The sequence below is a fragment of the Allorhizobium sp. Av2 genome (genome assembly GCF_021462805.2).
Taxonomy (GTDB): domain Bacteria; phylum Pseudomonadota; class Alphaproteobacteria; order Rhizobiales; family Rhizobiaceae; genus Allorhizobium; species Allorhizobium vitis_G.
In genome coordinates this window covers 431,253-445,534 of the sequence record NZ_CP192697.1, presented here as the reverse complement: position 1 = coordinate 445,534, position 14,282 = coordinate 431,253, and the positions used below count along the sequence as shown (strand labels likewise).

Sequence of the window (14,282 nt, the reverse complement as noted above, 5' to 3'; positions counted from 1 at the left end):
GAAGCAGCTTGCAATTCCTTTCTGAAATGTGTTACACGAAGCGGGAAGGCTACACTGAAACGGCTCCGGACTCAATGCAATACGGCGCCCTTCCCTGTGACTTCCCAGGCCCTATGACGTCCAAGGCCCTGCGACTTTCAAGGCATCATCAAATCACCTGACGCAGGAGAGCCCGCGCATGGCTAAAGCTTTGCGCTGTCCGCTTTTGCCTGCAATTTCTTTCGGAGTGGACACATGACGGCAATGACGACGGCAGAACGACGCGGATACCATCAAATTTGCGACGGTAGCGGATCCATGATGGTTATTGCATGCGACCAGCGCGGCGGTATGCGCTCCATTCTTGCCGCGACCCCGGAAGAACAGGCAAAAATCGGCAATGATATTCTGGGAGAAACCAAGGCTGATATTGCACGCTATCTCGCCTCTCATGCCGGCTGCGTGCTCGTTGACCCCATCTGTGCCGTACCCGGGCTGATCGACAACGACATCCTTCCAAGGGATACGGCCCTTCTGATCGGCATCGATGCCTCCGGATGGGACACGTCGCCAGAAGGCTATCGCATTTCCAAGATGGTGGAAGGTGTCGATGCGCGGCGCGTTCGCGCCCTTGGGGCCACCGGCGGCAAGGTCATGGTCTATCTGCGGATGGATACCCCGGCGGCCAATGTTGCAAACCTTGAAACCCTGAAGAGGACCATAGAGGATTTCGCCCGCGAGGACTTTCTTCTGGTCGTGGAATTCCTGACCTACCAGCTTGAGGGCGAAAGCCGCGAGGACTATCAGGCCAAGATTCCGCAACTTATTGTCGAAGGCTCACGCGCCTGCCTGGAGCTGGGGTCCAAAGTTCTGAAAATTCCTTATCCCGGCTCTGAACAAGCCTGCGCCGAAGTCACGAAGGTTGCCGGTGACGTCCCTTGGGCCGTGCTTTCGGCTGGCGTCGATCATGAAACCTTTCTTCACCAGGTCGAGGCCGCCATGAAGAACGGCGCCTCCGGCGTCATCGCTGGCCGCTCCCTTTGGAAAGACTGCATCGACCTTGACCGAAATGTCTCACAACAGAAGCTTTCGACAATTGCCGTGTCTCGATTGCATGATATTCAAGACATTATCGGGCGCTACCGTAACAAGCAGAGAGTTGCGGCGTAAGATCGGCGGATGTCATGTCTCTTCAATTGTTCTCTATCGGCATCGATGTCGGCGGAACCAACATGCGTGCGGCACAGATTTCGCCAAAAGGCGAAATCATCCGTAAGACGTCGGTTACAGGCAGCCGTGACCCATCCAAGGCCGTTACTCTTATAAAGAGCCTGATCCACGGGATGGACGGTGCGCACGCCGCGGCGATTGGAATAGGAATACCCGGCCGCGTCGATGGCTGGACGGGAAAGATCATATCGGGCGGATTTCTGAATCTATCCGGCTGTGATCTCCAATCTGAGATGTCAGCGACATCAGCTCGTCCGGTAACCGTTGCAAATGATTGCAGCATGGCCCTGATTGGCGAGGCCCGCGTGGGCGCGGCGCGGGGAATGAACAGTTCGGTCATGCTGACCATCGGAACCGGGATTGGCGGCGCCGTCATGGAAAATGGCCGGATCGTCAATGGCAGACGATGCGCTGGTCAATTGGGCCATCTTGTCGTCAATCTCCATGGCCAACCATGTCCCTGCGGTCAACGCGGCTGTATTGAAACGGAATCCTCAGGAACCGCCTTGCAACGTCATCTCCGCGAGGCAGGCTACGCACCTGAAACGCGATTTGAAGCCATCCTGGCGCTTGCGCAAGCAGGAGATGAGGCTGCCTTGCAGGTGATGACGGCATGGGCCGCGCCCCTGAAGTCAGCCATTAACACGCTCTCCGCCGCCTTCGACCCAGACGTGGTTCTGCTTGGTGGAGGCATGGGCAAGGCAGCCTTAGCTGCCCTGAATTTTCTGCCTCGCAGCGAGACCTGGTATGAAGCGGATATTCGGGGAGCACTCCTCGACGACGATGCCGGTGTCATCGGCTGCGGGCTGGCGGCCTTCGATCTCATCAACGCTGGCCATCATGGAAAATCTGCCCCTGACAAGAGACTGGTCATGGTAAACGGCGTACCCGCCTCCGGCAAAAGCGCGATCGCCCATAAAATCGCCGGTGAAACCGGCTGGCAAGTATTGAGCCTGGATGAGATCAAGAACCCTTTCCTGGAATTGATGGACAATGTGGACCGGCCCTTCAATCGCCTCTTGGGACGCGCGAGCTACAAGTCGATTTTCTCCATCATCCGCGCTGCCGCTCCGGGAACTACCTTCATCGTTGATGCCTGGTTTGGATTTCAGCCAGCAGATGTTCTGCAACAGCATATCGCCATGGCCGGCATCACGCAGATCGTTGAACTCTGGTGCCACGCCCCCGCCGAGACGATAGGCGAGCGCTATAGATCAAGGCTTGAAAATCGCCTTCCCGGTCATCCCGGCGCATCCTATATCCCGGAACTTATCGAACTTGCGCAGCGTGCGAAACCCATCGGGCTTGGCCCGGCTTTGAATATCGACACGACGCAACCAAAGGACGTAAAAACTATTCTGGATTGGGTGGAGAATGCCTTTGAAAACACGGCGGAACTATCCAGAACCGATTTCGTCTAGTGTCTGTCAGGTTCAGATTGAACCAGACAGACACTAGATTTTCTTGTTTTCGCTTGTCTTTTCGGGAAAACCGGTTTCCACTTTTCCCTGACAAACTCTAAGAAACGGATAAAGCGCCCAGACTATGAGTCTTTAAAAAGCGAGAGCATAAAAGACAACGGACTGAGCGCTTTATAAAATCATTTATTGATACAATAAAAATTATGAATTACCATTTTTATCATAAATCAATAATTCATATTGATTGACTGAGGCTTTCGCCGTATTCTTGCCGCCGCAAAGAGATAGACCGCCTTCGTTTACCGCCATCCTATGCTGGCGGCATTGGCGTGGCGAAGGCGCGTAAAACCGGCAAGAGGAGGAGACGTCTTGCAACAGAATATTGGTCAGTCCGCATTCCAACCACAGGCCTATGAAGGGTTTTCCGGACAGTATATTGCCGGTCGCTGGGTGGAAGGCACCGAGGGAAACACCGCCATCGATCGTAATCCTTACGATGATACGGTTGTGGCGGAAATCGCCCAGGCAAGTCTTGGTGACCTCGATCGTGCATTCGGTGCAGCCAAGGCTGCCCAAACCGAATGGGCGCGGGTATTGCCGAGCGAGCGCGCAGCGGTGTTCCTGAGAGCGGTCTCGATTCTTGACGCCCGCAAGGAAGAAATCATTAGCTGGATTATCCGTGAATCCGGCAGTACGCGCATCAAAGCTGGCATAGAATGGGGCGCGGTGCGCGCTGGCATGCTGGAAGCCTTCACCTTGCCCGCTGCCGCCCAGGGACATATCATTCCAGTCGACAAGCCAGGCAAGGAAGCCCGGGTTTACAAAAAGCCCGTCGGCGTCGTCGGCGTCATCAGCCCGTGGAATTTTCCGCTGCATCTGTCGAACCGTTCTGTGGCGCCAGCGCTTGCGCTTGGAAATGCCGTGGTTTTGAAACCATCGAACGACACGCCGGTCACAGGCGGCCTTCTGTTGGCCAAGATCTATGAGGAAGCTGGCCTGCCCGCAGGCTTGCTCAATGTCGTGGTCGGTAGCTCGAGCGTCATCGGCGACGCTTTCTCGCGTCATCCGGTTCCTCGCGTCCTCACCTTTACCGGCTCCACACCTGTCGGACGCCATATCGCCCAGGTGGCGGGTGAATCCTCCCTGCTCAAGCGTGTAGGCCTTGAGCTTGGCGGCAATGCACCGCTGGTGGTTCTCGATGATGCCGACCTGGAAAAGGCAGTGGGAGCAGCCCTGATCGGCCGCTTCATGCATCAAGGCCAAATCTGCATGAGCACGAACCGCATCATCGTTGATGCCTCGATTTATGAGAACTTCGTCGAGGCGTTTACTGCTGCGGTAAAGACGATCAAATTCGGAAACCCGAACGAGCCGGATACCTTGATCGGCCCGCTCTGCAACGACAGCCAGCTGCGCAGCGTCACCGCAAGCATTGCGCGCGCGCGCGACAGCGGCTTCCGCGAATGCGTATCCGGCCCAATCGAGGGACGGGTGGTCGCACCGCATGTCTTCGCCGACGTGACCAATGATTCCGACTTCGCCCGCAATGAGATCTTCGGCCCAGTCGCACCGATCATCCGCGCTCAAGATGAAGCCCAGGCTTTGGCCTTCGCCAATGACACCGAATTTGGCCTTTCCAGCGCCGTCTTCACCCGTGACGAGGTCCGTGGATTGGCCTTTGCTCAGCAGATTGAGGCTGGAATGTCCCATATCAACGACATCACCATCCATGACTATCCGCATGTGATGTTTGGTGGAGAGAAAAACTCCGGTCTCGGACGCTTTAACGGCAAATGGGCCGTTGAAGAGTTCACCACGGATCATTTCATTTCGGTACAGCGATAATTCGATAACGAAGACCGCACCGCTGGAGACAGCGGTGCGGTTTTCAGATTTTAAAAAATGCGAGCAGAGAAAAACGACTACCCGCGATTTATCCTGAAATGATTGGCAGGAATTAGATCACGGTCCTTCGCAAATGGACGCTTGCCCGAAGATAGCCTCCCCCACTTCGGCGCCATAGGCACGCAGTCCGTGATCATCAAGGCAGATGATCCGATAACAGGGATTGCCGCCGGTCCAGAGCGGGTCGGGCGCATCGAGATCGGTGATGAAGCGGTGCGCGCAGGCCTGACCGGAACTATAGCTGATGCCTTCAGCGCTTGTGCCGGCAAGCGGCACATGGATATGGCCGAACACAATATGACGGATACCTGGCCGATGGGTGCTAAGGCGGCGCATCAGCGCGCCATCGTCATGCAGGCCGATCTTTTCGAAATGCCTGATACCGCAATCCATCGGTGGATGATGGATGAAAACCGTGACGGGCAAATCGCCAGCGCTTTCCAAGGTAGTATCGAGCCATGCAAGGCGGTCGGCACCGTACATGCCGCCGATGACACCCGCTTCATGACTGTCCAGAAACAGCAACCGTCCGAATTCCGTATCCGCAAAGGATTGGATGTAACCATTGCTATCACATGGCTGGGCTGGAAAAGCCGCCTGGAATTCCGGCCTGCGATCATGGTTGCCAAGCATCAGGCGGATGTCGAAGGGTACCGGCGCCAGAATTTCGCGTAGAAGTTCGTAGGCCTCGGGATCGCCGTGATTGCAGAGATCCCCGGTCATCACCAGAAGATCTGCATCGGCATGCTTTTCAACAATGTCACCCACCGCCGCACGCAGTTGCTTTTCAGGATCGACGCCGTTGACGACGATGCCCGGTGGCATGAGATGGGTATCGGTGATCTGGATGATCTTCATTATCGGTCTTTCTGGAAAAGAGCTGCGGAGAACATTCCCCGCAGCTTTGCCGTTCTTCAAAAGGACGATGCACAAGCATCGTCGATGCCCTGAACGATTGGCTATTTCAACAATGCGTTGGTCTGGTCGACCATCTGCTTCAGGCCAACCTCCGGCGTCACTTCACCACGCATGACCGTGCCGATAATGTCGCGCTGGGTGCGCCAGACGCGAACGGAGTCGCCGCCTGGGTAACCGGCCCACGGCAAGGACCGGTCTGCCTGGAGCGAGGCGGTCTTTACATTCGGATGCTCGGCATAATAAGGCGCGAGATAGTCCGGCCCAGTTGCAAGCTTGTTGGTCGGCAGATAGCCGGTGATCCGCACGATGGTGTTCTGGGCCTCAGGACCGGTGATCCATTTCAGATATTTCCAGGCGGCGTCCTGCTTGGCCTTGTCCTGCGTCAGGATCACGGCTGAGTTGCCGCCCGTCGGCACGCCACCCTTTTCCGGGTTGTCCAGCGGGAAGGTTGCCGTCTTCAGCTTGAAACGGTCGCCCACCAGTCCTTCGATCGTCTGCACATGCGCCGGTGTCGAGAAGATGAAACCGGTGAGACCGGCACCGAATTGCTGACGGGACTGGTCCCAGTCGAGCAGGGTCTGACCACCCTCGGTCACGAACTGGCGAACCATTTTCAGAGCATTGAGGCCAATCTCGTTGTCAAAAGCCACAGTCTTGGTCTTTTCATTGACCAATGTGCCGCCCTGCTCGAGAATCAATGCCTGCCAAAGCCAATCATCCGGCCAACCATTGATGTCGTAACCCATACCGGCAATTTTCGGATCGAGCGCGTGGATCTTCTTGGCCAGCGCGATCAGTTCGGGAAAGGTTTTCGGCATATTGTCCGGATCGCCGCCAGCCTTCTTTACCAGGTCAGCATTGATATAGATGATTGGCGAGGAGGCATTGACGGGCAGGCCGTATTGCTTGCCATCGATCTGGCCGAGAGCCGCCATTTTCGAGTTGTAATTTTTGTCGAGGAAGGTCTGGCCGCCTTCCGCTGCGATGAACGGCGCCAGATCGGTGATCTGGTTGCGGGGCGCCAGCGTGTGAACGAGTTCAGCGGTCAGGTTGAAGCCCGAAAAATAAACATCGGGCAGATTGCCGGTCACAGCGGCCCGCAGGACCTGCTGCTGACCCTCGTTATAGCCTGGAGCGGGTGCCAGAAAATTGATCTTTACATTGGGATTGTTCTTCATGAACGCATCGGCCAGCGGCTGATGGAATTTCGTGAAGCCAGGCAGATTGTAAAGCACGTTGAGCGTGACTTCGTCAGCAGCCAGCACGGGCGTGGAAAGACCGGCAGCAGCCAGGCCGAAAGCCAGACCGCTCACCACGGTGCGTCGGTTCATTTTCATTGTCGTCTCCGGAAGGGTTGGGAGGAGCATGTGAGCGACGTCACTTGACGCCGGTCATGGTGATACCCGCGATGAAGTGCCGCCGTGCCAGGAGGAAGCACAGCACCATCGGCGCGGTAATTAGTGTGGCGCCAGCCATAAGCGCACCGTAATTCGCGCCGGATTCGACATCCGCGAACAACAGCATGCCCAGAGGCGGAGGAGCCAGATTGGTGTCGGAAATCACGATCATCGGCCAATAGAGATCATTCCAGTGGGCAACCAGCGAAAAGACTGCAAACGCCGCAAGCGACGGCAGTGAGCCGCGCAAGACCAGGCCCCAGCAGATTTCCATCTCGGAAAAACCATCCATCCGTGCCGCCTCGATGATTTCATCGGGATAGCTGCGGAAGGACTGGTGAAACAGAAAGATTGCAAAAACCGACAGGAAGAAGGGTGCCATCATGGCGAAATAGGTGTTGAGGAGTTGCGCCTTCGCCAGTCCGACGAAGAGAGGCAAGGCCAGTGCCTGGATCGGCACGCAGAGCGCGGCAATCACCAGCGTCAACAACAGTTTTCGCCCCGGAAAGCGAAGTTTAGCCAAAGCATAGGCTGCGGGAACAGCGGTCAGGACCTGGACGAACAGGATGCCAAAACAGACGATGACGCCATTCAGCATGAAGCGTGCCATCGGCACCTGACTGGCAGCCCTTGCGTAGTTTTCCACACCCTCGAATTGTTCCGGGATCGGCCAGAGGGAAACATTGAATATTTCCGATGGCGAACGGATCGAAGTCAAAACCATCCAGTAGAATGGCAAGAGCATGACGAAAGCACCGGCAGCCAAAACGACGTGCGGAAGATAGGTACGAAGCCGGGTCATCAATAATGTACCTTCCGGTCCATATGCAGCGTCTGGCCAATCGACAGGATCAGGACGATGGCGAGGAAGAGCAGTGTCAAAGCAGCGGCGTAACCGGTATTCGAATACTCGAACCCTTCGAGATAGAGATCGAACAGCAGGGTTTCCGACCCCGAACGGCCCTTGGTCAGCACCGCAACCGTTTCGAACACCTTGAAAGCCGAGATCGAGGTTGTGACGACCACGAACAAGGTGGTCGGTCCCAGCATGGGCCAGGTGACGGTGAAAAACCGGTCGATGGCATTTTTGGCACCGTCCAGCCGAACGGCCTCGTGCAAATCCTTGGGAATAGCCGTCAGCCCGGCAAGAAACAGCACCATGTTGAAGCCAAGAACCTGCCAGATGCCAATCCATGCCATGGTTGGAATGAGCAGCATCGGATTGGACAGGAAGGCGACGGGCTCGAAGCCCAGCCATTTGATTGCCGCATTCACCGGCCCGAGTGAGGGGTGCAGCAGGAATTGCCAGACCGTCGCCATCGCCACGAGCGTCGCGGTAACCGGAAGGAAATAGGCGACTTCCCAGAAGGCCCGGCTGCGCTTGCGATTATGAACCAGAAGCGCCACGCCGAGCGCCAGGAACACGCCGAAGGGAATGACGATCACGGCGTAGATCGCCGTGTTGATCACCGCACGCGTGAAGACGGGATCGTGAAAGGCCTTGATGAAATTTCCGAGCCCGACAAAGTGAATGGTGAGAGCACCGAGCTGATAATCCGTCACCGAAAAAGCGGCCAGCACCAGCATCGGAATGATATAGATCGCTAGAAGCAGCAGACCGGCCGGCGCGGCAAACAACAGGCCACGGCGGACCATCCTGCGCTCCATTGTCCGACGGATCGCAACAGGTTTGGCCGCAAGCACGGTGGAGGACGAGACGGCGCTCATGCCGCCACCTGTTCACGAACAGAAACGGTGCAGCGCGTGCCATCTGCGCCAAACAGATGAGCACGCTCCGGTGCAAAGCCAATGGTCATCAGACCATGTGCGTCAGCACCAATGGCCTCTCTGGCATTTTGCCGCATTGTCAGCACGACCGTCTCGTCATCGACAAGGTGGCAGGTTACGAAACGGTCTGCGCCATGGGTCTCGCTGCGCTGGACGCGCACGGCAAAGCCGTTGCCGCCCGCCCACAGATCTTGGGCTCTCAGGTCTTCGGCCCGAAGGCCAAGCGTTGCTGGTCCGATAGCCTGTTCGGTTGCCCTAAGGTCAAGGTCCTTTCCGAAAACGGTGACCTGCCCCTGGACGCCGATCACGACAGGCAGAAGATTGATTGCGGGGGTGCCGATGAAGCGCGCCACCGTCAATGTCGCTGGGCGGTGGTACAGTTCATCGGGTGTACCCAATTGCTCAATCCGGCCCTCATGCATCAGCGCGACACGATCCGACATGGTCATGGCCTCGATCTGATCATGGGTGACATAGATGAAGGTAGCGCCAAGGCGGCGATGCAGGCCCGCAAGCTCTTCGCGCATATGGGCGCGAAGCTTGGCATCGAGATTGGAAAGTGGCTCATCCATCAAGAAGGCAGCAGGCGAACGCACCAGCGCCCGCGCCAATGCTACACGCTGCCGCTGGCCACCTGAAAGCTGGGCAGGTCTGCGATCCAGAAGATGCGCAATCTGCAATGTCTCCGCAGCCTCTTCAACGCTGCGCTTGATGTCCTTGACAATCTCGGAAGGCGCGACCAGACGCCCGATCAGCGGCAATCGACCCGCAAGCGACAAACGCCGCATCCGCAGCGGTGTGGCGATGTTCTGCCGCACGGTCATGTGGGGATAGAGCGCATAGGACTGGAACACCATCGCCAGATTGCGGTCGCTCGGATCCATGTCGGTCACATCCGAATTATCGATCAGAACCTGACCGCGATCGGGCCGCTCCAATCCAGCAATGATCCGCAGCAGGGTCGACTTGCCACAGCCGGACATGCCAACAAGCGACAGGAACTCGCCAGGATGCACATCGAGATCAATATTCTTCAGAATATCGTCAGCCGCGAAGCTTTTTCCAATTCCAGCCAGTTTTAGAGAATGTTGCATCATTATGCGCTCCTTCGACGGAGCGTGTAATGGGGCGGCATTATGACAGCCAAACAACGGATCTGCGAAGGTTTAGTGAAAGATCCAGACGAAGTGATAATAAATATATTTTCGCCCAATGCCTTTTGAAACAGAAGAACAAAAAAGACCATTCGATTTCGAGAGGTCAGAGTTCGAATAACATTTTAAGTTGTATTCGTCGCTATCATTCAATGCCCCGAACTGTTTTGTTCTTCGCAACTGGTAACGCAGTTTCGCTCCTGTCGGAGCATTTTCATCGAAGCGGAAACCCTCTGGCGATTTAGATTTTGCCTTAAGGAAAAGCGGAACACTGATTTTGCAAAAAACACAAATGACATCGGAGATACAAACGATCTGCCCGGTTCACTTTGAAGCCGACAGACCGTTGGTGTCATGAAAGGTTCATTCAAAGGCCCCAAAACTTCTCAACAAATGACAGATATCAAATGTGAGGATCTGGAATGGCTGAATTAGCATCTTCAAGTTCGCAGATAAACAGCACGAGCCATCCTCTCGATCGACCCCATGGAACAGGCAAGTGGTTCTTACCGGTCTTCGGTGTCGTGCTGTTGCTTGGACTTGGATATATCGCCTATGCGCTTGGTCAGGACCTCACCAGCACTGTCGCGGTTCCGTGGATTTTGCTTGGCCTGGCGCTTATGATCGCGCTTGGGTTTGAGTTCGTCAACGGCTTCCACGATACGGCGAATGCCGTCGCCACCGTGATCTACACACGCTCGATGCCCGCTGAATTCGCGGTCATGTGGTCGGGATTCTTCAATTTCCTAGGCGTTCTGACATCGAGCGGCGCTGTCGCCTTCGGCATTCTTTCCCTTCTTCCGGTGGAACTGATCCTTCAGGTTGGCTCAGGCTCCGGCCTTGCCATGGTGTTTGCCCTGCTGATCGCCGCCATCGTCTGGAACCTCGGCACCTGGTATCTGGGCCTGCCCTCCTCCAGTTCCCACACCCTGGTCGGCTCGATTATCGGTGTCGGTCTCGCCAATCAGTTTCTGGCACCGGCGGGTTCGGCAACGAGTGGCGTCGACTGGTCGCAAGCGACCAATATTGGCCTGTCCCTGTTGATCTCACCGCTGATCGGCTTTGGCTTTTCCGCAATCCTGCTGTTGGCCATGAAACTGTTCGTGAAGAACAAGGCGCTTTACCAGGAGCCGAAAACCAATCAGCCGCCGCCGCTCTGGATCAGAGGCCTGCTGATCTTCACCTGCACCGGCGTCAGTTTTGCGCATGGATCGAACGACGGTCAGAAAGGCATGGGCCTGATCATGCTGATCCTGATCGGCCTGGTGCCGACCGCCTTCGCCCTCAACCGCACACCGGATGTGAATTATCTCGAAGCCTATAAATCCTCTTCGGCGCAGGTCGAGACCGCGCTCGGCAAATATATCAAGCCGGGTGTGTCGGTTGCAGATGCAAAAGCCACCGTCGCGGATGCCGTCAAGACCAAGACCTGGAACGAGACCACGACCTTCGCCCTCCAGCAATATATCCACGCGACAAGCGCGGAAGTCGCCGCTTTTCCAACCCTGGAAGCAGTCCCGAGCCATCTGGTGCAAAATATCAGAAACGATATCTATCTGATCGGTGAGGCCTTGAAGCTGATCGACAAGCAGAAGCTGCTGCCGATGGAGGCAAGCGATCTTGCTGCGGTCAGCGCCTATCACAAGGCGGTCGACAATGCGACGAAGTTCATTCCGACCTGGGTGAAGGTTGCTGTGGCCCTGGCGCTTGGCCTGGGAACGATGATCGGCTGGCGGCGCATCGTCGTTACTGTCGGCGAAAAAATCGGCAAAACCCATCTCACCTATGGCCAGGGTGCAGCCGCTGAAATCGTCGCCATGGTCACGATCGGGGCCGCCGACCATTTCGGCCTGCCGGTTTCGACAACCCATGTCCTGTCATCAGGTGTGGCTGGCACCATGACCGCCAACGGCTCGGGCCTGCAATGGTCCACGGTCCGCAATATGCTGATGGCCTGGGTCTTGACACTCCCTGCCTCGATTGCCATCGCCTTTGTGCTTTACGTGGTCCTGCGCCAAGTGTTTTGAAGCCACCCCAAACAGAGAGAGCCTGGGACCATTTCTGATGGTGACGGAATGCGACGCGGCAGATGTGCGCGTCGCATTGTGACCGGTTGCGGATGAAAATAATGGAACCAACAGCTGCGTATTCAGTTCGCTTTTGTACATCAACAAAATCGCGGAGAGAATATGCCAAAGCAACGGTCCCAAACCACAGGCAAGAATGCGGCTGCAATCTCGAATGAGGCCACCATCCACGATCAGAAACTTGTGCGCGGCAAGGGTGGCGAGCTTCACCAGATCGCCGAAGGCGATGCGATTTTGACCACTGCACAAGGCGGACCTGTCGCAGACGATCAGAACTCCCTTCGCGTCGGTGATCGCGGCCCGCTTGTCGTTGATGATTTCCATTTCAGAGAAAAGATTTTCCATTTCGACCATGAGCGCATTCCAGAGCGCGTTGTTCATGCCCGCGGCTACGGTGCCCATGGCTACTTCGAAACCTACGAGCCCCTGGCGGACTATACGCGCGCCGACGTGTTCCAGCGGCCCGGTGAAAAAACCCCTGTTTTCGTTCGGTTTTCGACGGTAGCGGGAAACAAGGGCTCAGCCGACCTTGCCCGCGACGTACGCGGCTTTGCGGTGAAAATGTACACGAAGGAAGGCAACTGGGATCTGGTTGGCAACAACATCCCGGTGTTTTTCATTCAGGATGCCATCAAGTTTCCCGATCTTATCCACGCCGCCAAACAGGAGCCGGACCGGGCATTCCCCCAGGCACAAACCGCCCATGACAATTTCTGGGATTTCATCTCTCTGACGCCCGAGAGCATGAACATGATCATGTGGACTATGTCAGATCGAACAATCCCACGGTCATTCCGCTTCATGGAAGGTTTCGGCGTCCACACGTTCCGTTTCGTCAATGCCAATGACAAGTCCACCTTCGTCAAGTTTCACTGGAAGCCAAAGCTCGGTCTTCAATCGGTGGCCTGGAACGAAGCGGTCAAAATCAATGGTGCCGATCCGGACTTCCATCGGCGCGATCTTTGGCAGTCGATCCAGTCAGGAAACTTCCCCGAATGGGAATTGCAGGTCCAGCTTTTCGATCAGGAGTTTGCCGACAGCTTTGATTTCGACGTGCTCGATCCGACAAAGATCATCCCGGAAGAAATCCTGCCGCCGAAGGCAATCGGTCGTCTGGTGCTGGATCGGATGCCGGACAACTTCTTTGCGGAGACCGAGCAAGTGGCATTCATGACGCAGAATGTCCCGCCGGGGATCGATTTCAGCAACGACCCTTTGCTGCAAGGCCGTAACTTCTCCTATCTCGATACCCAGCTGAAACGTCTGGGCGGACCGAACTTCACGCATCTGCCAATCAATGCACCAAAGTGTCCTTTCGCGCATTTCCAGCAGGATGGCCATATGGCGATGCGCAATCCGGTCGGTCGGGCGAATTATCAGCCGAATTCCTTCGGCGAGGGACCGCGTGAATCGCCAACGCGCGGCTATCGTCATTTCCCTGCGGAGGAACAGGGTGCCAAGGCCCGCCTGCGCCCGGAAAGCTTCGCCGATCACTATAGCCAGGCTAGGCAATTCTATATCAGCCAGACGCCCCCGGAACAGCGCCACATTGCAGCCGCTCTCACGTTCGAGCTGAGCAAGGTGGAAATGCCTGTTATCAGGGAGCGGATGGTGGCGCATCTGATGAATATCGATGAAACGCTCGCCACGACCGTCGCAGAAAAACTGGGCTTCAAAACCATGCCTAAGCCGGCTGATGCGGCTGTGCCGACACGCGACGACCTTGAGCCGTCCCCTGCACTCAGCATCATCAAGCGCGGCCCCAAGCGCTTCGAAGGCCGCAAACTGGGTGTGTTGATCACCGATGGCGTCGACGTGAAGCTTCTCAAGGCGCTGACTGGCGCTGTCACCGCGGCAAAAGCCGACTTCGAGTTGATCGCGCCAAAGGTTGGCGGCGTGACCGGTTCCGATGGCACCTGGATCGAAGCGCATCATATGATCGATGGAGGACCATCTGTCCTATTTGACGCCGTAGCGCTTCTGACCTCAGATGCGGGCATGGCAGATCTTGTGAAGGAAGCAACGGCACGGGATTTCGTTGCCGATGCCTTCCAGCACTGCAAGTTCATCGGTTATACCCAAAGCGCCATGCCCCTTTTGGAGAAGGCTGGCATAACCGAAGATCTCGATGAAGGCACCATTGGTCTTCCCGGAGGAGATGGTATCGCCGATTTCATCGAAAAGCTGGGCAAACTGCGCGTCTGGGCGCGGGAGCCCTCGGTAAAACTCGGAAAAGCATCCGTGCCTCTGGACGATTGATCCACCCCCATCTCCGCTCCAAAAAATGATCGTAACCGCTGACGTCAGCGGTTACGCCAAGCGAGAAACGGGTAGACTCTCCTGGAGTCCCGTGATTGAGGGAGGTGCCACGAGATAAATCACAATCGCTCCTTGCAATCTTGA

At 56.3% G+C, this 14,282-nt stretch carries 10 protein-coding genes; 5 read left to right on the top strand and 5 right to left on the bottom strand.

Going from position 1 to position 14,282, the window contains the following annotated elements; all coding sequences use genetic code 11:
- Nucleotides 1-234: 234 nt before the first annotated feature.
- The 3 genes from FS819_RS19970 (at nt 235) to FS819_RS19960 (ending at nt 4,475) form a co-directional block, all read left to right on the top strand.
- Nucleotides 235-1,149: a tagatose-bisphosphate aldolase gene (locus FS819_RS19970; RefSeq protein ID WP_156547346.1), complete on the top strand. Its 915-nt coding sequence runs from the start codon at nt 235-237 to the stop codon at nt 1,147-1,149.
- A gap of 14 nt (nt 1,150-1,163) precedes the next feature.
- Nucleotides 1,164-2,630, top strand: coding sequence for an ROK family protein (locus tag FS819_RS19965; RefSeq protein WP_156547345.1), 1,467 nt, complete (start codon nt 1,164-1,166; stop codon nt 2,628-2,630).
- A 369-nt stretch (nt 2,631-2,999) separates the two neighbouring features.
- The gene (locus FS819_RS19960; RefSeq protein ID WP_234624471.1) at nt 3,000-4,475 is read left to right on the top strand and encodes an aldehyde dehydrogenase family protein; all 1,476 of its coding nucleotides are present in this window, start codon (nt 3,000-3,002) and stop codon (nt 4,473-4,475) included.
- Between the two features lie 117 nt (nt 4,476-4,592).
- On the opposite strand, the gene FS819_RS19955 is transcribed toward FS819_RS19960, so the two are convergent.
- From FS819_RS19955 to FS819_RS19935, 5 genes are all read right to left on the bottom strand, one after another.
- Entirely contained in the window at nt 4,593-5,393 is an 801-nt protein-coding gene (locus tag FS819_RS19955) for a phosphodiesterase (RefSeq protein WP_156547343.1), read from the bottom strand.
- Nucleotides 5,394-5,494: 101 nt separating this feature from the next.
- On the bottom strand, nt 5,495-6,790 hold the full coding sequence (locus FS819_RS19950) for an ABC transporter substrate-binding protein (protein ID WP_156547342.1): 1,296 nt from the start codon (nt 6,788-6,790) through the stop codon (nt 5,495-5,497).
- A gap of 40 nt (nt 6,791-6,830) precedes the next feature.
- Nucleotides 6,831-7,652, bottom strand: a complete 822-nt coding sequence (locus FS819_RS19945) for a carbohydrate ABC transporter permease (RefSeq protein ID WP_156537312.1) — start codon at nt 7,650-7,652, stop codon at nt 6,831-6,833.
- Nucleotides 7,652-8,518, bottom strand: a complete 867-nt coding sequence (locus FS819_RS19940) for a carbohydrate ABC transporter permease (RefSeq protein WP_322192600.1) — start codon at nt 8,516-8,518, stop codon at nt 7,652-7,654. Before FS819_RS19940 ends, FS819_RS19945 begins: the two co-directional genes overlap by 1 nt.
- 56 nt (nt 8,519-8,574) lie before the next feature.
- Nucleotides 8,575-9,735, bottom strand: coding sequence for an ABC transporter ATP-binding protein (locus FS819_RS19935; RefSeq protein ID WP_197434028.1), 1,161 nt, complete (start codon nt 9,733-9,735; stop codon nt 8,575-8,577).
- 479 nt (nt 9,736-10,214) lie between these two features.
- On the opposite strand from FS819_RS19935, the gene FS819_RS19930 reads away from it, so the two are divergent.
- A complete protein-coding gene (locus FS819_RS19930) occupies nt 10,215-11,819 on the top strand; it encodes an inorganic phosphate transporter (RefSeq protein ID WP_156537315.1) in 1,605 nt (534 codons plus the stop codon).
- A 162-nt stretch (nt 11,820-11,981) separates the two neighbouring features.
- Nucleotides 11,982-14,138 carry a catalase gene (gene katE, locus FS819_RS19925; RefSeq protein ID WP_156547341.1) on the top strand — a complete coding sequence of 719 codons (2,157 nt, stop codon included), beginning with the start codon at nt 11,982-11,984 and terminating at the stop codon, nt 14,136-14,138.
- The last annotated feature ends 144 nt before the right edge of the window (nt 14,139-14,282 follow it).